Source organism: Chitinophaga silvisoli (assembly GCF_003412465.1).
GTDB lineage: Bacteria > Bacteroidota > Bacteroidia > Chitinophagales > Chitinophagaceae > Chitinophaga > Chitinophaga silvisoli.
Genome location: NZ_QTJV01000009.1, coordinates 188,461 through 212,335, shown reverse-complemented (window position 1 = coordinate 212,335; position 23,875 = coordinate 188,461). Strand labels below are relative to the sequence as shown.

The following is a 23,875-nucleotide window of genomic DNA, read 5'->3' as shown; positions in this document are numbered from 1 at the left end:
AGGGTGGGCTTTTTTGAGGGCATACCAGTGCGTGGCCGTTTTCGTTTATTGTTTTACGATTTTCCTGATTGTTCGCTGATCTCCCTGTTGGATCATGATGAAATAGATGCCAGCAGGCAGTTTGCTGATATCCATATTATAAGTGCTTTCGCTGGTAGCAATGCTACGGTATTTTGTACCGTTCATATCGCCCAGGCTGATGTAGGTTTTCTGCTCACTTGCAGGAAGCGTAATCATCACCTGGTCGTGTGCAGGAACAGGGTAGATGATGATATCCTGCAATTTGCTGCTGCTGCTTACAGCCTGTTTTGCAATGCTGTCGGTACCATACACCTTGCTACTGGTACTTACTGTTTGTTTTGCACTGTTACCGGTACCATACACTTCCAGTTCATAGATAGAATAACCATAAGCAGATCCACGGGCAGTACCATAGATACGAACATACCTGCCGCTTGCTGATAAGCCGGTATGATCATTTACCAGGCTTGTATTACCTGAAATTGTTTTTACCGTGATCCAGTTAGTATTGTCTGCAGATACCTGGACCAGGTAGTCTTTTGCATAAGCCGCTTCCCAGCTTAGTTTTACTTCGGATACAAGGTAAGTATTACCCAGGTCGACCGTGATCCATTGCGGGTCCGCATAGAGTGTGGCAGACCACCTGGTAGCCGTATTGCCATCTACTGCATAATTGCCTTCCAGGCCGGCTGCTTCTACTGAAGAAGTAGTGACTGTTTTATTCAATGCCAGGTTAGCAGTATTGGCAAGTGTACCATACACTTCCAGTTCATAGATTGAATAGCCGTAAATGGTACCCCGTACAGTTCCATACACACGGATAAAACGGCCAGTGCCACTCAGTCCTGTATATTCATTGCTCAGCGAGGTATTGCCCTGCACATCTTTCAGCGTCGTCCAGTTAGCATTATCGGCAGAGACCTGCACGAGGAAGTTCTTGCCATAAGCAGCTTCCCAATTGATCTTTATAGCTGAAATGCTATAGGTATTCCCCAGGTCAACCGTGATCCATTGCGGGTCGGAACCAGCAGCGCTTGCCCAGCGGGTAGTGGCATTACCGTCTACTGCATTGGCAGCAACGAGAGAGGTGGCAGCGACTTCGGTTGAGGAAACTGTCACTGTTTTGCCAAGGGCGATATTTGTTCCGTTATTATTGCCGGAACCAAAATCATCGGCTGTACGCATATTGTTGCGAATGAATACACCGGCTTCTTTCAGCTGACTGGTCGTCCAGGTATTTCCTGAGCAGGTACCGCTATTCCATACTGCGCCACTGTAAGGATTATCACTGAAGTTCCAGTTTGTCCAGCTGATCTTCTTGTTTTTGCAAAGATCCAGGTAGCGCTGACTCATCGTGAGGTCATTAGGACCATCACCGGTTGCTTCCTGTGTACCGAATTCTGTCACGAAGATAGGAAGGCGATCAGATGCCCAGTCGAGATGATTGATGTAATAATCCTGGTGGCTCCTGGCATAGAAGTGGAAACTATACATCACGTTCGCATAGGAGAGCGGGTTGTTCAGGATCTCCTGTGAAGTACTGCCTTCTGAAAGACCCAGTGAAGACCAGCCCCTGGTGCCTACACAAATGACCGCATCATCATCGATCGCCCTGATTAAGGGAATGACCTGGTCTGCATAGTTCTTAATAGTAGCCCAGCTTACACCGTTTGGTTCATTGCAGATCTCATACAATACGTTGTTGTAGTTTTTGTAGGTATTGGCAATGTCGGTAAAAAAAGTTTTCGCCCTGTCAGTGTTGTAATTAGGATCGCCGGGGCTAAGAATATGAAAGTCGATAAGGGCGTAGAGGCCACGGGCAGTGACCTTGTCAACATAGCTTTTAACGAGGGAGGTGTAGTAAGAAGGATTGGTTTCGTAACCACCTTCCTGTACATACATGGCAATGCGAACGATGTCCGCACCCCAGTCGCTTTTGAGCGTGTCCAGCGATGCATCGGTGATACAACCGGCATACCATTGGATGCCGTGGGTACTCATACCTCTGAGTTGAATGGGGTAACCATTCCTGTTACAGAGTTTGGTACCAATTACTTTCAACTGGCCATTGATGGAAACAGGGGTTTGGGCGGAGCAATAAACTGCTAAGAGCAGGTTAATCAATAAGATAGCTGTTTTTTTCATTTTGATTAGGTTATTTTGATAGACATAGGCTATCCTTTAGCGTCTGATGCGGGTTTTAATGATATGGGAGGAAAAAAACCTGCATAGGATAGGCCTGATTCAGTTTTCATGTGGTTTTTAAATGATAGGGACAGAAAAAACGCACATAGGAATGGGGTCAAATATAGCGTAATTTTGACCGCGCAAAGGGTGGACGACGGGAAAGTATGTAAGCGGGTGATGATCTACGAGGTCCTGGGAAGGGTTTAAAGCAGTAAAGGGATTACTTTCAGGAAATTTTCCACCCTGCCTTTCAGTTGTTTCACGGCCTTATATACCTGTTGTTTCACGGTTTTATCAGAAATATTTAGCAGCTCCCCGATTGATTTATGTGACAGTTGTTCATTACGGCTCATCAGGAAGATCTCCCTCATTTTAGGCTGCATCGCCTCAATCTCCTTTTCAATGACCGCAGCCAGTTCCTTTTCCCGCAATTGTTCGTCAGCAGTATATCCCCCTGCTTCTGCATAAGTACGCATGCTATCCAGGTACTTATCTACTACTTTCTGATGTGTAAGGTGGTTTAAGATACGGTTGCGTACGCTGGTGTAAAGGTAGGCGGACAATGTTTTAGTACCGGCCACTTCCGCTCTCTTGGTCCACAGCATGAGAAACACTTCCTGGATCACATCCTCCGCCTCTGCCCGGTCTTCCAGCATATGGCAGGCATGCCTGAACAGTACTTCACTATACCGGGCATAAATGACGGTATAGCTCGCCTGGCTTCCTGCTGCAAGTAATTGCAGCAGTTGATTGTCTGGTAGTAATGTTAGCGAAATGTCCGGTTTTGCCAAGTATAAAATGTTAGATGAACAAGGTCGAAAGAAAAGTATAAAAAATAATGATAAAAAAAAAGGTGTATCATAGATTAATATGATACACCTGTGAAATAGGGGAATTGCGAGGACATTTAATGTATATAGGCAGCCAGTCTGGAGGTCAGTTCCGGACCTCTCAGGTTCTGGGCAACGATTTTGCCTTCAGGATCAACGAGGTAATTCTGCGGTACGGCTCGTATGCCATATAATACCGCCACCTGGTTCTGCCAGCCTTTCAGGTCTGAAACATGCACCCATGGCAGGCCGTCTGTTTCAATGGCCTTGATCCAGGCATTCCGGGTTTGCTTGTCATCCAGCGATACTGCCAGTACTTCCAGGCCCTTGTCTTTCAGTGCTCCATATGCCTTTTTCAGGTTAGGATTCTCCTCCCTGCAGGGGTGGCACCAGCTGGCCCAGAAGTCGACCAGTACGTACTTACCACGGAAATCGGAGAGTTTTACCGCCTTACCGTTTACGTCAGGTTGCTCAAAGTCGGGGGCTGCGAGGCCTACCTGGATGGTATGGGTCGCTACGATCCTTGACTTCATTTCCTTACCAGGGGTAGTATTGCGTACTTTCTCGCCCAGGCTGTTGAACAGGGATTCCACTTCGCTCATCGGTGCCCTGTTCGCCACATCGGTCAGTGCGATGATGGAAAAGTAGGAATTTGGATTTTCGTTTATGAATTTTCTCTCTTTTTCCCGCATTGCAGCAAATTTGCTGTCGTACTTTTTCCTGATAGCCGGAATCGCAGCGGTATCCGCGGCACTCATTTCCTGGTTGGCAGAATCGATAATATTCATAAACCCACCACCTATTTTTGACAGGTAGGCGGCATAGGCCTTTTGGGTAGGAGAACCGGTGATTACTGCTTTCTTCAGTGAATCCTTTACGGCCACTTTGTAGTTTTCATTCGCCAGGTAGAAATAGAAGCGGTCTCCCATATTCAGGACCCAGTAGCTTCCTTTGTTTTCGTGATCGAAGACCATGCGGGCATAAGACAATTCACCTACACCACCTTTGAATGAAAACGCCCCGTTTTTTACTACGGTAGAATCTAAGATCAGCTTGCCGTCAGCTTGATAATTCAGGTATACTTTGCAACCATTTTTAGTAGTTGGGGCTGTACCCTGGATATTAAAACTTTTTTGTTGTGCTACGCCAATTACAGGCAGCAGCAGGGTAAATATGAATTTATGCATGTTGGAATGATTTTAAATTTATGGTCGCCATGCCATGTCTACTGGCTGGCCGGGAATACCTGTTATTGTTTTTGAGAGCACACCGTATTTACCAGTGCTGATATCCATGTAATAGAGAGAGTTGCCTGCTCCTGCGATCAGCGTATCCTGGTTGTCAGAAAGCTTGATCATAGAAACTGCATTGCCGCCGAAAGTCGTCTCCAATGCACGTACTTCCTGGTTAAGTGGATTATAGCGGTATACTTTTTCGCCGGATGCGATATAGAGTACGCCATTGATTGCCGCCTGCCATTTGGTACTTTCATTGATCAGCGCCTGTTGTATAAAGGCCCGCTTATGTACCGGGGTGAATGTGTATGGACTGGTGGTGAAACTCACTGTAAATTTCAATTCATATACAACACCATCACTCCCTTTGCAGTAAGCAAAGCAATCTCCGCTGTTGATCTGCTCCATGTGTATGAGTGACATACCTACATTGGTAGGATCAAAGGCAGTGGTACTGGTAGTTGTATACTGTGTACCATAGAAATAGGGAGTACCGCTGATGCGTACAAACTGCTGTTTATCTTTTTCAAATGCGATGTAGGAGTACTGGCCATTGATAAAGCTGGAGATAAAGGAAGGTGCCAGGTTGTAGCTACCTGTCGCATAATCTCCAAACATGCCATAGATAGCGGCCTGGTTCCAGGTGAGTGTATACCCGGCATAGAACTTATCATTGATGACACCCGTCAGGAATGCCCTGTTACCCTCCTGGGCAGATCCTACTACGATGCTATCTGGTGGAGCAAAGAAATTAGCCGCCAGTGTATTAGGATAGGTAGGGTCATCCTGCAGGGTGCTTACATTCAGTCTTACCCCACCGTTTTTACAAATGATCCAGTAACCCAGGGCCATATTTCCCTGCAGCTGGTCCTTCATATAAAACAAATTCATAGGATCAGGCGGCAGACTATGCCCATTCACCGTTTCATAGATATTCGGTTTTAATACGCCTCCCGGTGTAATGAATGATAATTTTGTTACACCATTTTCGATGCTCAGCACCGTTGTACCGGCGGTAAAGTCAGTCATCCCCTGGATCTCGAACGGATAAAAATACCGGATACCATTTTTCTTGTTATATACAGTCAGGCGGGCGGTATATAAGTTGGCCTGTAAGGAAAATAGCATACGCAGGGAAGGGCCGGTATAATACAGGAAACCCGATTTTACTTCCGGTGCGCTGATACGCCATTCCAGTACCAGAGAATCGTTGCTTTCGATGCTCACTTTTGGTGTAATGATCAGGCTATCGCCCACCACTGCACTATAAACGGAATCGAGTCCGCTGACAGTGGGCGCCGGGGGCATATTGATATCATAATTGCCCTTGTCTTTGTAACATGCTGTCAGGAGCAGAAAACAGATGATTGCTGTGAGATGATTTTTCATATTAGTTTACCTCCTCGCCGTTTTCGTCAATGAAATAATATTTACCGGCAGCTGCATTTTTACGCAGCAGCATCTTCCTGGCCGGGTTTTCCGGATTGTAGAAATAATAATTATCGCCACTGGGCTCCAGGATGTAGCCTTTGGCAGGATTATTCGCCACCCATTTAAATGGATCATTGAGCATGGTGGTCAGCAGGTTTGCCAGGTAAAGATTACGGGGGGCATCGATTCCTGCCGTCGTAAGACTGGTGACACCTGTTACAATCAGGAAGAGCTGGTGTTTGGTACGGGAATAATAGCTGCCCAGCCACATGTCCCACCAGTTAGGTTTTTCCAGCATAGCTGAGAAAACGATCTTCGCTTTTAGCAGGCTTTTGCCATCATCCCCTGTTGGTATTTCAATACCCAGGTCATTGGTACCTTTGAGTTTGATCATGAGCGATACAGATTCATTTACCAGGTCAGCTACGTTGTAAATGATCACAGGAAGGAGTGCCACGCCTGTATTAGCAGGCAATAGATAGCCTGATTTCAGTGGCTCAAAGTGCACACCTGCTTTCGCGGTGGAGGAGTCTGTTTCCACATAGGCATTGTAGGTCCGGTCCTTATCTACCTGGATCCCCGCCAATTGTACGGGCAGATAGATAGTATCCTGTGAAAGGGTAGGTGTATAGGCAAATGTATATACGATACTATCCTTATCATTACCGATTAAATTAAAATGAATATTGGCAGCATGGTCATAATGTAATTCTTCTGCTTTCTTACATGCTGCAAAGAGACTCATCAGGAGAATGATATAGATTCCTTTCATGGTGTAGTCTTTTTTATCTTCCGCCATAAAGTATTTCATCGTTTGGAAGTGGTAATACAAATATGTTGTCTGATGCCGGAATATTGCCCCCGTTTTGGTTGGCAATGTCATGATTCAGGCGCTTGTACATGTAAAAGATCTGTCCTTCGCCATACCATTCTTTGCGGCATTCTTTCAGTAATGCGGTAATCAGGTCGCCGGTGACAGGACTACCAATACCGCGGTGGGTACGTACTGTATTCAGGTAGTCTACATTGTTGCTGCATTCAGCTGCGATGTAGTACATTTCACTCAGGCGGATTGCAGGTGCCATCATATAATGCAGGTTCGCATCTGTGGCGGTATTATCCGTATTATGGAGGTACTTGGTAATGTTCAGAGTATTGGAAGTAGATCCGCTGCTGGATACAAACCATTCTTTATAGCGCAGATCATCTGCACCTGCGCCACCGGTTTCATAAATAGACTGGCCTGCATTTTCAGAGAGGTGGATGCCACTGGTACCAGTCAGGAAAAATCCATTCTTATAGCTCTTCGCCAATGTTGGAATATACCAGCCGAATAATAATTCCTTATAAAGAATACGATCTTTTTTATCATCATCCACGGCCAGGAAATCGGTGTTATTCGTCCATGGGAATTTTTTGGAATTGATCACTTCCAGTGCATTGGTGAGTGCATTGGCCTTGTCATTCTTATAGAGATAGACCCTGGCCAGGGTACCACATACCGCATAATAGTTCAGGCGGTGGCGGCGGTTTTGCAGGAACAGTTGAGGATTACTTTCTTCCGTATTCAGCGTTGTGTCGGTTTGTGTAGGGTAGCCTATGATATACGCTTTGCTGATAATAGGATCTATTGCCAACAGTTCTTTTGCCTTGCCCAGGTCATTGATAACTGAGTCCAGCACTGCACCCACTGTTGATAAGGGAGTAATGTCCTTTGAATATTTTGTTACATAAGGGATACCTTTTGCTGCAGGTGAAACCGGTGCAAACATGCGCAGCAGATCGAAATGCAGGTAAGCCCTCAGTGCCAGTGCTTCACCTTTGATCAGTGCATAGTTATTTCCGGTAAAGATCTTTTGCTTGCTGTCAATATTGGATAACAGTAAGTTACAATTGGCAATGGCGTTGTAAAGTCCCTGCCAGATGTTGTCTTTCCTGGAGATGAAGTCAGCATCCGTGTAGAGGTATTTGCTTGTCTTCAGGTAATAATATGCATCGTTGTCTGTGAGGGTATAGTTCTGTGCCAGTACTTCGGGCGTGCCTGCCGTTAGTTCCCTGCCATAAAGCCCCTCTTCGGTGCATTTTGAATATACCCCTATCAGTGCTTCCTGGAAACCTTCCTGGGTTGAATACAGGACCTCGTCAGAGATCTCACTCTCCGGTTGAATATCCAGCCATTTTTTACAGGAAGTAAATGTCAGCGCCAGTATAAGTGTTGTAATTATTAATCGCATGATAATCAGAATTGAGCTTGTAATGAAAAGGTGACACTTCGAGCAAAGGGATAATCAATCCCTCTTTCCTGTTCTACTGATGACCAGCGGAGGATGTCATTCGCGGTCATTCCCAGTCGTACCATTCTCTTTACTATACGCAGGTCATAGGAGCAGTAAACAGATTGTAGCGACAATACATTGTTTGGTTGAATGAAGCGGGAGGATACCTGTGTCTGGCCCCAGTCGGTGATGCTTTTGTAAAATGTTCTGTCACCGGGTTTCTTCCATTTCTCAGCAAGCACGCGGCTGTCTACATTATAGCGTGGGTTGGCATTTTCAACCCTGTCTACCAGGGTCTGGTTGTAAATATCGCCGCCAAACTCTGTCTGGAAGTTCAGGCTCATCATGAATTTCCTGTAGTGAAATGTGCCTCCGAATGAACCCTGGGCAAACGGGGTAGCATCACCTACCACTCTTACATCGCGTGCATCCCATTGATAGGTGAGTGTTCCATCCCTTTTCAGGAAAACCTCTTTCCCGTTTTCAGGATCAATGCCCAGTGAGCGAACAGCATAAATAGCATCATAGGATTGTCCTTCTTTGTAGCGGAGCAATGGTACGCCTTTGTAATTAGGGTTGTTTGCCTGTTCCTGGTTTACCTTATCATTGTATGCTTCCAGGGAATTGGAAATACGAACGATTTTGTTCGTGTTGTGTACGAGGTTGGCATAGATGTTTACCCCCCAGTCTTTATTTTGTACTACGACAGCACGCAGACTGAGTTCAACGCCCCGGTTCTCCATATCGCCCAGGTTCTCCTTGTATGAGCCGAAGCCGGTAGAAGGGGCGATGCTGATATCAGCGAGCAGGTCTTTCGTGAGCTTATAGTAAATACGGGGAGAGAGGAAGATCCTGTCGTGAAACAATCCCAGGTCAAAGCCAAAATCTGTGCTCCGGGTTTTCTGCCAGCCCAGGTTATTATTCCCGTAATTGTTGACAGTAGCCCCGATGCCGGATGAATACCAGTTGTCCTGGTTGTAGGTATAGGTAGTGCGGGATAAATAGGGACTGAATTGTACAGAACCGGTGAGACCTGTGGTAAAGCGGAGTCTTAACTGGCTGATGGCAGAGTTGTCGAACCAGGCTTCTTTGTGCAGGTTCCATCCCACACCCAGGGACCAGAAAGGAGCCAGCCTGTTGTCCGTACCAAATTTGGAAGAGCCATCTGTACGAACAGTGGCATCCATCAGGTACCTGTCTTTATAAGAATAGTTAGTGCTGATAAAGTCGCCGAACAACCTTGACTTTTGGATATCGCTGCTGGGATGAGCACCATCGGCATATCCCTTGGCAAAGCCTACGCTGGTAAAGCGGTCATTAGGAAATCCAATAGCTGTAAAAGATGAATAGTCGGACAGTTCGGTCCTGATATTGGCACCTGCTACCAGGTTAATACTATGATCCTGCAGTTGCTTTACATAGTTCAGACGGATATTTCCATCCCAGTAAGTTTCTTTTGTTTTACTGCTGGTATAGGAACCTTTCTGATCAGTTTCGGAGGCGGCATAGAAGTAGAACTCATTTGCCAGGGGAGAGAGAAAATTGTCACCATTTGTTTGCCGGCTGGTCATGCTCATTTGTCCCCTTACGCGCAGGCCTTTGGCAATTTCGAATTCAGCGGCAAAGTTGTCGATGATCTCTGTATAGTTATTATTATTAAAACTGCTGAGGGTAGAATTATACATTGGATTCAGCACATGGTCGTATTGATAGGCACCGCCGCTGCCATTCCTGTCACTCCATGTTTCCAGTTCACGCAGCATATTCCCGTTATCGTCAGTAAGGCGGTAGTAAGGGTTGGTTTTTACATAATCTGAAAAACTGCCATAGGGCGATTCCTTTGCCTTTACCTGTGTGATGGTGAGTTCATTCTGAAATTTGATCCGGTTACTCAGGTTATAGCTAAAGTTCATACCACCGGAATATTGATCACGGGAGGATCCTTTCATAACACCGGGGCGTGTCTGGTAGCGGAGATCGATGCCATACCTGAAATGCTCGGCACCGCCCTGCAGGTAAACGCCATGCTTCTGACCAACTGCTGTGCGCAGGGGTTGGGAGAGCCAATAGGTGTTCACACCACCTGCTACATTTTTTAATTTCTCGTAGTAGAGTTCATCCAGGGCATCCTGTGGTACATTTTGTTGGTTAGCATCATAAACACCGGCCTGCACTTCGTAATTTAATTTCTGGCTGGCATTTAATACATGATAATCTGTAAGATCCGGGCCATTGACATTGGTTTCATGATTGTAGGTAACCTGCAGTTTCCCATTGGCAGGAACTTTGGTAGTAATGACCAGGACACCGTTTGCCGCACGGGAGCCATAGATGGCAGTAGCTGCCGCATCTTTGAGCAGGGTGACAGAGGCGATGCGGTTCATATCCAGGTCAAATACTTTTTCCAGGCTTACTTCATAGCCATCCAGGATAAATGCCGGCAGGTTTACAGAGCTGGTAATATTATCCCTTCTCAGTATGCCATCACTACCCGTGGGCAGGGCAGAGGAGCCTCTCACATTGATCACCGGCATACTATTCGGGTTGGAACCATTGAAATTGTTGTTGAGGATCTTGAAGGAGGGATCCACCATTTGCATACCCTGCAGGAGGTTTTGCGGACTTAGTTCCTTCAGTTTTTCCCCGCTTACTACTACAGCAGTACCTGTATAGTTGTCGCGGTGTATTTCCTGGTAACCGTTTACGACTACTTCGTTCAGTCCGATTTTAGAATCATCGAGTACGACATTGAGCCGGCCGTTTTTAGCCTGTCCGGCTCTGTATACGGCGGACTGATAACCGATGAAGCTAAAGGAGATGGGTGTATTTTCATCTACCATTTTTATTTTGAACTCCCCCTCATTATTAGTTTGGTAGACTTCATTTTGTACCCGGATGCTTACACGGGGCAGCGGTTCATTGAGCCGGTTGCGGACGATACCTGTTATTTCTTTCAGTGTATCCTGAACGGGGGTAGGTGTAGTGCCCCTGATTACGACTGTTTTGTCTACGATATGCCAGTTGAGCGGCAGGCCTTTTAACAGTTGTCCCATAGCTGTTTCCAGGCTTACGTTTTTAAATGCTACATCTACTTTCCCAAGTTTGCGGATGTCTTTGTTGTTGTAAAAGAAAGTATAGCCTGTCTGTTTACTAAGTTGGTCGAATGCCTGATCGAGAGGAATGTTTTTGGCTGAGATAGTGACCTGTGAAAAAGCCTGACTACCTAAAAAAATGAGTACCAGGACTAGTGAAACGCTGGCACACAGCGATTTCCGGCTAATAAAGTTTTTAGCCCAAAGATTAAAAAGCATACTTTTGGTTGATTTTAATAAAAGCATAGCCAGTCGCTATCCGGCCCTTCGACATGCGGGATAGCAAGGCATTGTTTTCCGCTGGTAGGTGTTGCTGCACTTACCAGCTTTTTTCTTCGTTGTGGTACGCGAGAAATCAGATAAATAAAATATTTATCACGGCGGGCGAGATACGATGTTCATGTTTAATAAGTTAGTATACGATTAATTGTCGGCCATCCATTTTAAAGTTGATCCCTGAAAGTTTTAAAATCTCCAAAACCTTTTGCAGCGGTTTGTCCCGCGGTATTTGTCCATTAAATTCATCTCCTTTTCGATTTGATTGATAGGTAACTTCTATATCATACCAGCGTTGCAGCTGTTTCATGACGGTTTGTAAACTGGCATCCCTGAAGTAAAAAAGGCCGTTTTTCCAGGCTGTTACTACTTGCAGATCTGATTGTACTACCTGGATACCTTCAGGTGAATAATGAGCTTCAAAACCTGGTTTAAGCAGGGTTTCGTTTACCTTCACCGCACCGGATACCAGGGCAGTCTGAATGTCGTGTTCGTCGGCATAGGCCATGATATTAAATTCTGTACCCAATACATACACTTCCTGTCCACGGCTCTTAACAATAAAGGGTTGTGTGCCCTTGCTGACAGCGAAGTAGGCTTCACCATCCAATTCCACTTGTCGTTTTTCCCCCTCGAAATGATCCGGATACGTCAGCTTGCTGGCGGAATTGAGCCATACCTGGGTGCCATCCGGCAGAGTAATCTGGTATTGACCACCCCTTGGGGTGATCAGTTGCATATATTGAATAGTGTTGGTTGCTACAGCGTTGGTGACCTCATTCCCATCTTTATATAGTACCTGTTTCCCTTTGACTACAATACCTTGCTGCTGGCCGTTTAGCGCTATTTGCTGGCCGGAGGCCAGTTGCAGGATAGCACGGTTACCACCGGGATGGATGTCAGGCGCTGCTTTGCTGGCCAGTACATGCTCTGCTGGTTTATGTGTAAAATAGAGCAGGGTAGCTCCCGCCAATAATAGCACAGCTGCGGCAGCAGTCAATCGCGGCCAGATGCTCACCTGCTTTGGCAGGGGCAAGCCGGCCCTGATGCGTTGCAGGCTTTCCTGTACGTCATCATTATCTATAGAAGCTGTTTTTGCGGCAGCCTCCTGATTATACCAGGATTCCAGCCTCGATTTTTCTTCTTCAGATATTGTCCCCGCCTGATATTTCTCCAGTAGTTCGATTAGTGATTGATTTTCCTTCATTATGGTGGTATATTTTAAAGACAAGAAAGGGTTGAAAAGGTCATATAGGTTTTTAAAAATTTTTTTTCTGGTCTGTGGGCGCACAAATTTCCCTTTTGCGTAAATGAAATTTCCGATTAGCGTACCTCATCCATCCGGATTTATGCATTTTGCGGCAAAATTTCACTCAAAATGAAGAAGATCACCCTCAGTATTGCGCTTCTGTTGTGCGCTTTTTTGGCATCTGCCCATGCAGTCTGGATTGAAACCGCCCTGAAAGGCACTAAGAACAAGCCACAGGAGGTACGGGTCTTTCTGGGAGAATATGCCGCAAATGAAAGAGACTCTGTCAGCAACTGGTTCAGCAATATGAAGGATGTTAAATTGTTTGTGATCACCCCTGCAGGTGCCCGCGAGGAAATTAACCTCAAGGCAGACGGCCGAAGCCTGAATGGCCAGTTTACACCTGCTGCAGAAGGTACTTATACCTTAACGATCAGTCATACCGTGGAGACAATATACGGAGAAACAAAGATAGAATACTATGCGACTGCTACGGTGGTAGTAGGTAAGGAGAGTGCCTCCCAACTGGCAGGCGGTACTTTATTGTCAATAGTACCTGCTGCGGAGGAGCCGAAAGGCTTTGGCAGTGTGCCCGTGACAGTATATAAAAATAAAGCGCCACTGGCAGATGCTAAAGTAGAAGTCATCTCAGCTGACGGATGGGTGAAGGAATTGAAAAGCGGTACAAACGGGGTAGCTGGTTTTACTCCATTACAGGCAGGGCAATACCTCCTGGAAGCTTCTTATACAGAGAAATCAGCAGGTACGCATCATGACAAGCCTTATAAATCAGTTGTACACATTGTAACGCATAGTATCAATGTAAAGAAATAAATCACACATGGCAGTTTGATTATTGAAATGGTCTGGAATGGTCCAGGCCATTTTTATTTTATTTTCGTTTAGTAACTGCCTAAAATGTACGGGCCAGGATGAGATTGACAAATAAACCAAAGTTTTTAAAGACCTTGTGGGCAAAGACACAGGCATGAAAAAAATAATCCTGATAGAGGATGACGAACCCATCCGGGATGCATTTGCCTTGGCGCTATCAATGGAGAACTATGAGATACAGATGTATGCGACAGGCCAGGCCATTTTACAAAAAGAAGTAACAGCTCCGGATCTCTTTGTATTAGACAGGAATATTTCAGGCACGAATGGAATTGAGCTTTGCCGCTTTATAAAAGGTGATGACACCTATAAAGAAGTACCTGTATTGATTATGTCTGCATACCCGGAAGTAAAGGAAGCAGCAGCCGAAGTAGGGGCAGCAGGCGCTATTATTAAGCCATTTTTATTGAAGACACTAAGAGAAACGATTTCTCAATATCTGTAGCGAATAATCCAGGCACAATATAAGACTAACGGCCAGCACAATAGGGATGACGAGGAAGTAATCAGAATGCAATAAGGCGAAGATCTGACTCATCCAGCTTTGGTGGGTTGTAGAAGGTGTATTTGTAATTAAAAGCAAACCTATGCAGGCCGCAATACCTGCAGCAATTGTCCAACCCGTTTTTTTACTGATGAGTGGCTGCGTTTTTTTCCTTTGCGGCAAGGCGTTCATTACCTTCCTGGTGAAATCAGCAGAGGGCTGATCCTGTTCCACTGTTTTTAAAAGTTTATCTAGTTTCATAATAATCCTGCTAGTTTGTGTTCCAGTTTCTTCCTTGCTCTATACAACTGGATCTTGACATTGGGCATTGACAGACCGGTAATTTTACTGATTTCCCTGACCGAGTTCCCGTTCATATAATAAAGGGTGATCACGATGGCCTCGGTTGCCGGGAGTTCACTGATCGCCCTGGAAATATACTTTGATTGCTCACTGGCCTCCAGCGCGGGGGGCTGATCATCCATCCTGTTGTTGTATTCCTCATCATCCAGGGGCAGTGTTTTCTTTTGTTTGAGAATGGAGAGGCAGGTTCTATAGACGATCGTATAGAGCCATGTAGAGAATTTCGCATTTCCTTTGTAGGTATCTATGGCTTCGTAGGCTTTGATGAAACTCTCCTGTGTAGCATCTTCTGCTGCTGCCGGGTCCCGGATCATTTTTAGCGCTATGGTATAAGCCATATTCTTGTATTTGTCCACAATAAAGGAAAATGCAGAAGAGTCCCCGTCCCTGATCCGGTTAATATATATCTGCTCATTATTGATCGTCATATCCTATTAGTGGCGTATTCCCTTTATTTGGTTACAAAAAAAATAAAAAACCAGAAATTTGTAACCAAATGGTTGACCAGATGCTCATATAGGCAGCAATAAAACTAACGGAATATGAATGAAATAACAAGGGATTGTATTGTTTCTTTAGCTGCATTTGCTGCTATATTTGGGATTGCCTATATCTACCTGGTATCCCGGCACAGGGAGCGAATGAATATTCTGGAAAAAGGAGCAGATGCCTCTATGTTTATTAAAGAAGGGCAGTCCCTGAAATATGGCCTGCTGGCAGTAGGCATCGCCCTGGGCATCCTGGCCGGTGCACAATTGAAAGCGATGGGTGTCGAGAAGAACACCAGCTACCTCTCTATGGTCTTTTTATTTAGCGGCATCAGCCTGATTATTTACTATCTCATTTCCCGCAGAAGCGCTTAACCTCCCATGCTTACTACACTCTTTTTGATTGGAATGTTCTTCCAACAGGATACCTCTGTCCATCAATTAAAGGAAATAGCAGTGAAAGCCGATAAACCTGTGATCAAACAAAAGGCCGGCATGATCCTGTATGATGTACAGGCCGACCCTGAGCATACCTCTGTTGATCTGCTGCACCTGATGCGAAAGATCCCTTATCTCTCCGTAAATGCCGATGATAAACTGACCCTGAAAGGGAATGACGATTTCAGGGTCCTGATCAATGGAAAGCCCTCTGCTATGTTTGACCGGGATCTGAAGACCATCCTGAAAAGCATGCCTGCATCCACCATTGCCCGTATTGAAGTGTATACTGTGCCGCCGGCGAGGTTTGATGCGGAAGGAGCAGGAGGAGTGATTAACATTGTTACCATACCCAGGATAAAGGATGAATTTAAGGGGAATGTGAACCTTTCAGGCAAGTGGCCTGTTGGCGGACCAGGAGCAGGCACCTCGTTTACCTGGAAGCAGGGAAAAATAGGATGCTCTGTCTTTACAGGAGGCAATTATACCTGGAACCCTGTAAGCACCAATGTCATCACCGGCAGTGTGCTGAACCAGGAAAGCCAGGAAAAGTCTCATGGGCGCTCAGCTTACCTGGGCCTGGAAGGGAGTTTTGAGCCGGATAGTCTTAATCTTGTTAGTGCCAGGTTCAATATAAACAAGAGCCGGATGCTGGGCAATAAATGGATTTCGGATGTAGGTAAGAGCACCAACCGTAACCTGAATAGTGGCATGGATGCGGTAGTGGATTACCAGCTGAGCGGGAGGCGGAATAGATACAGGGTGTTGACTATCTCTTTCCGCCATAGTATTACTGAAGGTGAACTTGATAATTCGCTCAATACGAATGAGCTGTCGGCTCATGAAAATACGCTGCAGCTTGATTATGTATACCCCTTGTCGGGGATAACCATTGAGGCTGGCGTAAAAGGAATTTTCAGAGACAGCAGGAGCGATGACTTTGATTATACCCAGCAGGTACTGGCGGCCTATCATGCATATCAGTTTAGCCTTGGAAGCTGGAGCTTCCAGAGTGGCCTGCGATGGGAACGTACAATTACCGATACAAGGTCTTACAATAATTTCTTCCCGAATATCAGTGTGAGCAAGACATTTAAAAACCAACATCAATTCAACGCCGGGTTTTCCCAACGCATGAAACGCCCTGGTATCAACAGGCTGAATCCATTTGTAGACAGGCAGAATCCGTACTTCATATTTACCGGCAACCCATCATTGATGCCAGTGATTGTGCACTCAGTAAGTGCAGGATATAATATCGGTGGCAAAATGGCCGGACTCGATTATACCTGGTTACACAATGCTGATATGCCTGTAACTACTTATGATTCCAGTACCATGGTCACGACCAGTACTTTTGCAAACGCGGGGGATATAGCCGGCCTGAGTGCATTTGTCTATGCCGGTTTTACGCTTACATCGCATTTAAGTTTAAATATGAATGGGAATGTCATTTACTTCTGGATAGGAAAGCAGGAATTGCTGACATATGCCCTGAATATTTCTACTGTATATAATTTTGAAAAAGGGTGGAAGGCCAACGTGGATGGTACGCTCTTAAGTAAGAACCCTACAGGTTTACAGGGCACATCGAATGGGATGGTGGCCTCGTCTTTTGCCCTCAGCAAATCCCTGCTGGCAGGTAAGTTAACCCTGCATGCCGGTGTGAGTAATCCTTTTACAAAGTACAGGCATAGCATTTCGCATACTACCGGTAGTAACTTTTACCAGGTAAGTAATACGCAGAATTACTTCAGGTCATTTAATATAACCATGAATTATAGCTTTGGAAAATTGACAGGTCATATCAATAAGAGTAAGACTACCATTAATAATAACGACCTGTCAAATGGAAAGGGTATCTAACAATCATTTCATATAGGCGTGTTTGTAATTAATGGTCAGGGATCGAAGGGTAATTATGAAATGAGTGCTAGTTTATTTGGGACAATATAGCCTGATAATATTGCTCCACGGCATTTTCTCCGTATGACAAATACAGGAAGGGTTCTATCAGTTCCAGTTCCATCAATACAAAATGACCATTCACCATTAAGCCGTCTACACGCACATACAGGCAGCCTTTGGCATATTTCTCTACATAAGTGGCAGCATGAGCTATTTCTTCCGGACCGGGATAAAGGGTGTCAATAGTACCTCCATAGATCTGCTGTACCCTAAAATCGCCTGCTTTGGGCTTTTTCAGGATGGTATGACTGTAAGTGTCATCAAAGAAGATATAAGACCATTCACCGTTCTGTACTTCCTGCATCAGGGGTTGTACAATGTAGTCGCCCTCAGTCAGCAAAGTGGCTACCTTGTCAATACTGGCGGCCGCATCCTGCCTGTGCACGACAATGGTGTTTTTACTACCCCCACTGATGCAGGGCTTGATAATGATTGAACTGGTTTTTAAGGATTCGAACAAAGGTAGCAGATCACCTTTCCATCCCTGGGGCAGGAACGCTGAAGGAATCACATCAAAGCCATCTGCAATGATCTCCTGCAGGTAATGTTTATCCAGGTTCCAGCGCACGATTTTGTAGTCATTCAGCAGGCGGACATTTAGAGATTCGATCTTATCCAGCCAGGTTTTGAAGGCATCAATCTTCTGGTGGTAATCCCATGGGGTCTTCAATATGGCTACATCGTATTTGGTCCAGTCTACCGTAGGATCGTCCCAGATAGCGGCCTCAATATCCAAACCTTTATTTTGCAGGAAGGGTAATAAATCACTCATCTCATTGAAACCATTGGCGGCGGAATACCTGATCTCTCCGGCATAGGTAATGTATGCAATCTTCATTTTTGGTCCTGTTATGCAGAGGATGTATGAAATGTAATTCCCGACAGAGAAACCTATGTTTTTTTTAAATGCTCAATGCCTGGCAATTACATTTGATACCACCTCAATGATTTAATTAATTGAAATCGCAGCCGGTACATTGCGGATGCTTTCTTATAGTGCGGCGCAAATTTAATCATTTTATCAATTTCACCCCGGCTGCCGGTTGGTGTGCGACCATCCCGGGTTCAACCGAAGAAGCCGGTGTAGCTATTCTGCCGACAAAACACTAACTTTCGCCTTAATTAAAAGATTCGTGACCCCATGGGACTATTTGATTTTCTGAAACAACCCAACCCCAATACCGATTTCTGGAGTTGGTTCAAAAAGCATGAAAGGGACTTTTTTAAGGTACTACAGGAAAAAGGCGACATCCAGGAGAAGCTGTTTGACCCACTGGCTGAACGCTTATCAAAAATCCGGGAGGGGTATTTTTTCCTGGCAGGTATGCACAAGGGCACTGCAGAATTAATTCTGACAGCTGATGGTAAAATAAAGAATATACCTTTCATTGAAGACCTGGTAGCTGCTGCCCCGGCTATTCCGGGGTGGAATTTCCTGGCCGCCAAACCGGCTACCCTGACGGAGTCACAATCCATTGGCATGGGGGATCTCCGGTTTGACTACCAGACCCTGTTCTTTTATGCAAATGAAGATCCTCAATATCCCGACAAGATCAGCATTACAGTGGTACACGACCAATATACACCCGAAGAAAGGGAGCAGATGGTAATGGGGGTATACATCTTTCTTGATAGTTACCTGGGGGAGATCAAGTCCGCCACCGTGATAGATGCTATAGAAATAGCAGGTAGGGAAGACGCTGAAAAGGAGCTGATTCCTATATATAAACTGAAAGCGTATATAGACTGGCGTGAGAAGGAGTTTGTAGAGAAGTACGATGGGGTTAATTTTGATAAGGAAAGAGATAGTTATTCCGGGCTGACAGCAGAAGATCCCAATGGCATCCCTATGCTGCTGGTGGTGAATGCAGGTGCAATGCAATATGAATACCCGGCCTCTTATCCCTGGATACTGGAATACATTCTTAAATACCCTGATGATGACAATGCAGGTCTGCCCGGGGAAAAGACCATGGTCCTTATGGAAACCATCGAGGAGGAAATCAGGACATTATTAGCAGGAGGTGATTTTATGGATATTGGTCGTGTTACGTCTGAGAACCGGCGCAGTATCTATTTTACCTGCCGGGAATTCCGTGGCCCGGTAAAGGCAGCGGATGTTGTCAGTAAAAAATATGAACAGCAAATAGAGATTGAGTGGGATGTGTATAAGGATAAATACTGGCAGTCGCTGGATATCTTCAGACTGGAAAACTGGAACGTAGAAGAAATAGAATAATACACCATATGCGAATAATCGTAGTACTACTGCTGGCAATCATATTTGCCTCCTGCAATGCTAAAAATCATGTGTTGAATAAGGATGAGTTTGCACATGCTTATCTAAAGGCGCTCCAGGCAAAACATCCCAAAGTATCATTTGTGCTAAATAAGGATTTAAGTATCACCTCCGAAACAAAAGAAGGCAACTACATCTTTTACCTGGATAATGCTTACAGGTCTTACCAGCTGGAACCTGATTCCCTCTCAAAAGTGCTGGAGCAGTTTATAGCGCCATCCACCCTGTTATACGGGGAGAAGAAGAAGATGGAGCTTTCTTCAATTATACCCATTATAAAACCGGTTGACTATATCGACCAGTTGAAAAAGGGCCATCAATCTATTGAAATGGCAACAAGAGCCTACAACGATCAATTGGTCATCGTTTATGCCGAAGACCTGCCAGAGGGCTTTAAATACCTGACAAAAAAGGATTTTGACAGCATTGGGATCACTGCTGATAGTTTACATGAACTGGCCCTGGCAAATTTCTACAGGCAGGTACCCGAAATAGAAAAGTATAGCAAAGATGGACGGTATATGCTCGGTGCCGGTGGGAATTATGAGGCGAGCCTGATCTTATTGCCTGCTTTATGGATGGATGACTGCCCGGTAGACGGCGATTTTGTGGTTGCCATTCCCAACCGAGACCTGATCTTCATCACCGGTAGCCGGAATAAAGCGGGCTTGGATACGCTAAAACGCTATGCATCAGAAAGTTATGCTACAGGCAATTATACTGTTTCTGATCATCTGTTCCGTTGGAACGGGTCAACATTTGAAAAGTATTGATACCTTGCCGGTCAAATTTGACCTATGCGTTTTTTATTATTATCCCTATCCTGTATGCTGGCCATTTCCTGCAATTCCAGCCTCCTGTCGAAGGCGGATTTTGCAGCTAAATGCAGGATTGCGTTGATATCAAAATGCCCGGCATTGTATGTGACAGTTTTAAACAAGCAAACCCTTTTTATAGAGAACAGTGGCAAGAGAGACAATGTGAGCCTGTCCGCATTCTACAAGGAATATATGTCGGCACCGGACAAGGCAGATAGTGCTGTGCAGCATTTTATTGCTGCGACCGGCCTCATTACTGACCAGGGTACAAAGATTGATCCTGCAAAGGTGATCCCGGTCATAAAGCCTGCCAGCTGTCTCAGCCAGGGAGCAAAAGATCAGGCGTTCCCCCTGGTATATGAGCCATACAATGATCAAATGGTCATTTTGTATGCAGTGAACAGCAGCGAAGGCTTTAGTTACATCACAAATGCGGCTTTTGAAAGTCTGCAGATTACGAAAGACAGTCTGAAAGCCCTGGCTGTTAAGAACTTTTATACCGCCACCTTGCCTAAAATCCATAAGGGCAACAGCAAATCCGGGAAGGCATATTTGTTTACCACGGAAGCACAGTATGAAGCAGCTATGATTTTATTCCCCCAGTTATGGATGAAGGAGTATGTGGATGTAAAGGGAGATATCATTATGGCGATTCCTTATCCTGATTACCTGTATATAGCCGGGAGCGAAGATGCCGAAGGGATTGCATGGGTAAAGAAGGAATTGAAGAGTGTTCATATGGGAGGCGTACAGCCTGTTTCAAAGGAACTGTTCAGGTGGAATGGAGAACGATTTGAGAAGTACCAATGAAAACATGCATGAAAGAGGGAATCCGCCAAGGAGAATGAAAACTATTTTCAAAGAAAAAAGAGCTTGTATCAAGAGTAAAAGTGCCGGGAATTAATCCGGCTACCTGGCGGAGAGAATTTTGTTTTTTAATTCTCAATGCCTTCAAATGGCTGTTGATACAAGCTCTTTTATATTAATTGTAAGGTGTGGCGACTAAGGTTCCTGCCACATCTGTCTGAATTGTTTTCTCTTCGCCGGGCATCAATGAGAAGTAGGAATCACTGATGATGGCAGGCAGGATCTGATTGCCTTTGCTGTCCTGCAGCTGTAGGCGGATCCCAACGGCAGGTGCCTGTGTCGATTTGTTTTTTAAGATAAAAGTGTGTGCGTCTTTCTTTGTAATGGAAAGCGCTTGTTTTGACCCCGGGAGCTTATTCAACAAGGTATAGTCTCCGACTATATACTCATTCTTTGAGCATAACTGTTTCCCCTTATACAATTGCAGGCGAAGGAAAGACAAGCCTGTAGAATCTTCCATCGTGGTGAACACATCACTGATATTATTGGCCGCTACATTTACACCTGCTTTCTTGTTGGAGATGCGTTCTCCCTTACTGTTATAAATGCTGGCTTCAACGGTATAGTCATGCAAGGCATAGTTCAGGTTATTAATCACCTTCACCATTTTGCTGGCGGGGTTCCACTGTACATGCAGGGGCTCGCAGGCGGATTTGGCACCGAAGTATGCGCCGGTCAGATCATAATAATAGTCGTAGGTCTGCCAGATCATCGTCGGATAAGCTGATTGGCTCATCCAGATCAACATACCGGAGGCATCATTCCACATATGGTCATTCCAGCCTTCGAACATGGCTTTCATTGTTTCCAGGTTCAGCAGTTGTGCTTTCTTACAAAAATCTTCCAGGGAGTTCGCCTGACCGTATTTCTTATTGATATCATTGATATACTTTACCGGGTCAGCGCCACCACCCAGCGCAAAATCAGTACAGAAGAAATGCCTGGCCCACATATTATCCTTGCTGTTCACAGCTTCTGGAGTAGGTGCGACCCAAAATTCCTTTGGCATAAATTTCTTAAAGCTTTCCGCATTGACGAAAGTGGCAGTACCTAGTTCACTACGCATACCCCAGCTGTTGTTGGAGAAGAGGTAGCCATTGTGTGGGTCCGTGAAGTAAACCTTAGGATCCACATTGGCCCAGATGCCGCTGCCGGAAAGGGTTTTACTGCTACCATGGATGGAGAAGTTAGGATTGTCTACACTGGCGTTGGAACGGGGCAGGTAGAGTTTATCATCAGCATCATATTGTTTGATGGCAGCGGTGATGGCATTGCTGATATCGCCATGTGCATTGCTGCCGGGAGTACCTTCGTTCGCCCCACACCAGATCACGATAGATGGATGGTTGCGGAGCTTTTTGAGCTTTTCGGCTACGTTGTCTGAGAACATCGGCAGACTATCAATCCCCCCGATATTATTCAGCCAGAAATCATCCCACACCATGATACCGTATTGATCGCAATATTTATAGAAAGCTTCGTCAGTCACTTCGCCTGTCCAGTTGCGGATCATGTTGAAATGCATGTCTGCGTGCATACGGATGCGTGGTTCATAATCCCTGCCTCTTACTTTCAACATGTAATCAGACATACCCCAGTTGCCACCTTTCACAAAGATGGGTACGTTGTTGATGTACAGGCGCATCGGGCCATTTAAGGATGTGGTATCGCTGGTTACTTTCCGGATCCCGAATTGTTGTATAACAGGAGTGGCTGTTTCGAAAGACAGTTTACAGGAATAGAGGAACTGGTCACCGTAACCATTTGGCCACCAGAGACGGGGATGTAACAGCAGTTGCTGTGGTAAGGAAATGTTCTGCTGACTGCCAGGGGACAGTGTTATCCTGTTGGAACTGATGGTAATATTACCAGGTGTGATCACTGCTTTTAAAGTGCCACTGATGGCAACAGGAGAGGAGTTTGTCAGCTGTGCGGCAATGTGAATAGTGGCCTGGGTGGTATCCGGCATGACAGCCCGTACCCATGGATCTGAGATGCTGACAGGGCCGCTGATAGTCAGCGCTACGGTGTCTGTGATTCCACTGTTCAAACCGGGTACTGCCGGCATCCAGTCCCAGCTGCCGCTACAGATATAGGTAGGGCTTTCCCAGTTGGCCAGCGGATGATCGTGGTCGGGGTCCCACCTGGGAGGTGCCACTAATACGGCAATGGCGTTTTTACCCTTTAACAGATCTGTGACATCAAAGCTACCTCGCTGTATATGGCCATGTGTACTGCCTAACAGTTTACCATTGAGATAGATGCTGGCATATTTATTAATACCATTAAATTTCAGCCATACACGCTGATTTTTCTGAAGGCGGGGTGAGGCGAATTCAGTCCTGTACCAGAAAGGACGATTATACTTCGACTTATCCACCTTATAAATGTTTTCCGCATAATCCGGATCCGATTCTTTTCCTGCTTTTACATAGGCATAAAATACGGTGCCGGGAACGATGCCGGGCACCCAGTCTTTATCGTTGAATCCTGTTGTGGCAATATCCGCGGCCTGCTCTTTAGTATCTGCCTGCGGGCTAATTTTCCAGTGAAGTTGCTGACCATATAGAATTGTACCAGTAACATGGAATAATAGCAACAATGCAATTGATTTCATAAGTGGTAAAATATTTCCACAAAGATTAGGGTTTAGCAATGA

19 protein-coding genes are annotated in these 23,875 nt (G+C 45.4%); 7 read left to right on the top strand and 12 right to left on the bottom strand.

Annotation, left to right across the window (positions count from 1 at the left end):
• Positions 1–45 precede the first annotated feature (45 nt).
• The 8 genes from DXN04_RS22580 to DXN04_RS22545 form a co-directional block, all read right to left on the bottom strand.
• Complete coding sequence (locus tag DXN04_RS22580) at positions 46–2,166, bottom strand: cellulase family glycosylhydrolase (protein ID WP_116855672.1); 2,121 nt, start codon at positions 2,164–2,166, stop codon at positions 46–48.
• Between the two features lie 245 nt (positions 2,167–2,411).
• Complete coding sequence (locus DXN04_RS22575; RefSeq protein ID WP_158569110.1) at positions 2,412–2,999, bottom strand: RNA polymerase sigma factor; 588 nt, start codon at positions 2,997–2,999, stop codon at positions 2,412–2,414.
• 116 nt (positions 3,000–3,115) lie between these two features.
• Positions 3,116–4,225 (bottom strand): TlpA disulfide reductase family protein, encoded by a 1,110-nt coding sequence (locus tag DXN04_RS22570; protein WP_116855670.1) that lies wholly within the window; start codon positions 4,223–4,225, stop codon positions 3,116–3,118.
• Positions 4,226–4,243: 18 nt separating this feature from the next.
• Positions 4,244–5,662, bottom strand: a complete 1,419-nt coding sequence (locus DXN04_RS22565) for a PKD-like family lipoprotein (protein ID WP_116855669.1) — start codon at positions 5,660–5,662, stop codon at positions 4,244–4,246.
• Between the two features lies 1 nt (position 5,663).
• Positions 5,664–6,515, bottom strand: coding sequence for a DUF4843 domain-containing protein (locus DXN04_RS22560; protein WP_158569109.1), 852 nt, complete (start codon positions 6,513–6,515; stop codon positions 5,664–5,666).
• Positions 6,490–7,938, bottom strand: coding sequence for a RagB/SusD family nutrient uptake outer membrane protein (locus tag DXN04_RS22555; protein ID WP_116855667.1), 1,449 nt, complete (start codon positions 7,936–7,938; stop codon positions 6,490–6,492). The genes DXN04_RS22560 and DXN04_RS22555 overlap by 26 nt, the downstream gene beginning before the upstream one ends.
• Before the next feature lie 5 nt (positions 7,939–7,943).
• Positions 7,944–11,291: a SusC/RagA family TonB-linked outer membrane protein gene (locus DXN04_RS22550; protein ID WP_116855666.1), complete on the bottom strand. Its 3,348-nt coding sequence runs from the start codon at positions 11,289–11,291 to the stop codon at positions 7,944–7,946.
• A gap of 193 nt (positions 11,292–11,484) precedes the next feature.
• On the bottom strand, positions 11,485–12,555 hold the full coding sequence (locus tag DXN04_RS22545; RefSeq protein WP_116855665.1) for a FecR family protein: 1,071 nt from the start codon (positions 12,553–12,555) through the stop codon (positions 11,485–11,487).
• 171 nt (positions 12,556–12,726) lie between these two features.
• Here DXN04_RS22545 and DXN04_RS22540 point away from each other — a divergent pair, with 171 nt between their 5' ends.
• Together DXN04_RS22540 and DXN04_RS22535 are read left to right on the top strand one after the other, a co-directional pair.
• Complete coding sequence (locus DXN04_RS22540; protein WP_116855664.1) at positions 12,727–13,431, top strand: DUF4198 domain-containing protein; 705 nt, start codon at positions 12,727–12,729, stop codon at positions 13,429–13,431.
• A 154-nt stretch (positions 13,432–13,585) separates the two neighbouring features.
• The gene (locus DXN04_RS22535) at positions 13,586–13,936 is read left to right on the top strand and encodes a response regulator (RefSeq protein ID WP_116855663.1); all 351 of its coding nucleotides are present in this window, start codon (positions 13,586–13,588) and stop codon (positions 13,934–13,936) included.
• Here DXN04_RS22535 and DXN04_RS22530 read toward each other — a convergent pair.
• Together DXN04_RS22530 and DXN04_RS22525 are read right to left on the bottom strand one after the other, a co-directional pair.
• A complete protein-coding gene (locus DXN04_RS22530) occupies positions 13,907–14,236 on the bottom strand; it encodes a hypothetical protein (protein WP_116855662.1) in 330 nt (109 codons plus the stop codon). The genes DXN04_RS22535 and DXN04_RS22530 overlap by 30 nt on opposite strands.
• Entirely contained in the window at positions 14,233–14,766 is a 534-nt protein-coding gene (locus DXN04_RS22525) for an RNA polymerase sigma factor (protein WP_116855661.1), read from the bottom strand. Before DXN04_RS22525 ends, DXN04_RS22530 begins: the two co-directional genes overlap by 4 nt.
• A 114-nt stretch (positions 14,767–14,880) precedes the next feature.
• Here DXN04_RS22525 and DXN04_RS22520 point away from each other — a divergent pair, with 114 nt between their 5' ends.
• Together DXN04_RS22520 and DXN04_RS22515 are read left to right on the top strand one after the other, a co-directional pair.
• Positions 14,881–15,201 (top strand): DUF6249 domain-containing protein, encoded by a 321-nt coding sequence (locus tag DXN04_RS22520; protein WP_116855660.1) that lies wholly within the window; start codon positions 14,881–14,883, stop codon positions 15,199–15,201.
• A gap of 6 nt (positions 15,202–15,207) precedes the next feature.
• Positions 15,208–17,130, top strand: coding sequence for an outer membrane beta-barrel family protein (locus DXN04_RS22515; RefSeq protein WP_116855659.1), 1,923 nt, complete (start codon positions 15,208–15,210; stop codon positions 17,128–17,130).
• 67 nt (positions 17,131–17,197) lie between these two features.
• Here DXN04_RS22515 and DXN04_RS22510 read toward each other — a convergent pair whose 3' ends face one another.
• Positions 17,198–18,070 (bottom strand): ATP-grasp domain-containing protein, encoded by an 873-nt coding sequence (locus DXN04_RS22510; RefSeq protein ID WP_116855658.1) that lies wholly within the window; start codon positions 18,068–18,070, stop codon positions 17,198–17,200.
• Between the two features lie 303 nt (positions 18,071–18,373).
• On the opposite strand from DXN04_RS22510, the gene DXN04_RS22505 reads away from it, so the two are divergent.
• From DXN04_RS22505 to DXN04_RS22495, 3 genes are read left to right on the top strand one after another with little or no spacing between them, the layout of a single operon-like run.
• Positions 18,374–19,471 (top strand): DUF695 domain-containing protein, encoded by a 1,098-nt coding sequence (locus DXN04_RS22505; RefSeq protein ID WP_116855657.1) that lies wholly within the window; start codon positions 18,374–18,376, stop codon positions 19,469–19,471.
• 8 nt (positions 19,472–19,479) lie between these two features.
• Complete coding sequence (locus DXN04_RS22500; RefSeq protein WP_116855656.1) at positions 19,480–20,304, top strand: DUF1444 family protein; 825 nt, start codon at positions 19,480–19,482, stop codon at positions 20,302–20,304.
• Between the two features lie 24 nt (positions 20,305–20,328).
• Positions 20,329–21,159 (top strand): DUF1444 family protein, encoded by an 831-nt coding sequence (locus DXN04_RS22495; RefSeq protein ID WP_116855655.1) that lies wholly within the window; start codon positions 20,329–20,331, stop codon positions 21,157–21,159.
• A gap of 172 nt (positions 21,160–21,331) precedes the next feature.
• On the opposite strand, the gene DXN04_RS22490 is transcribed toward DXN04_RS22495, so the two are convergent.
• Positions 21,332–23,833: a glycoside hydrolase family 2 protein gene (locus DXN04_RS22490; RefSeq protein WP_116855654.1), complete on the bottom strand. Its 2,502-nt coding sequence runs from the start codon at positions 23,831–23,833 to the stop codon at positions 21,332–21,334.
• Positions 23,834–23,875 lie beyond the last annotated feature (42 nt).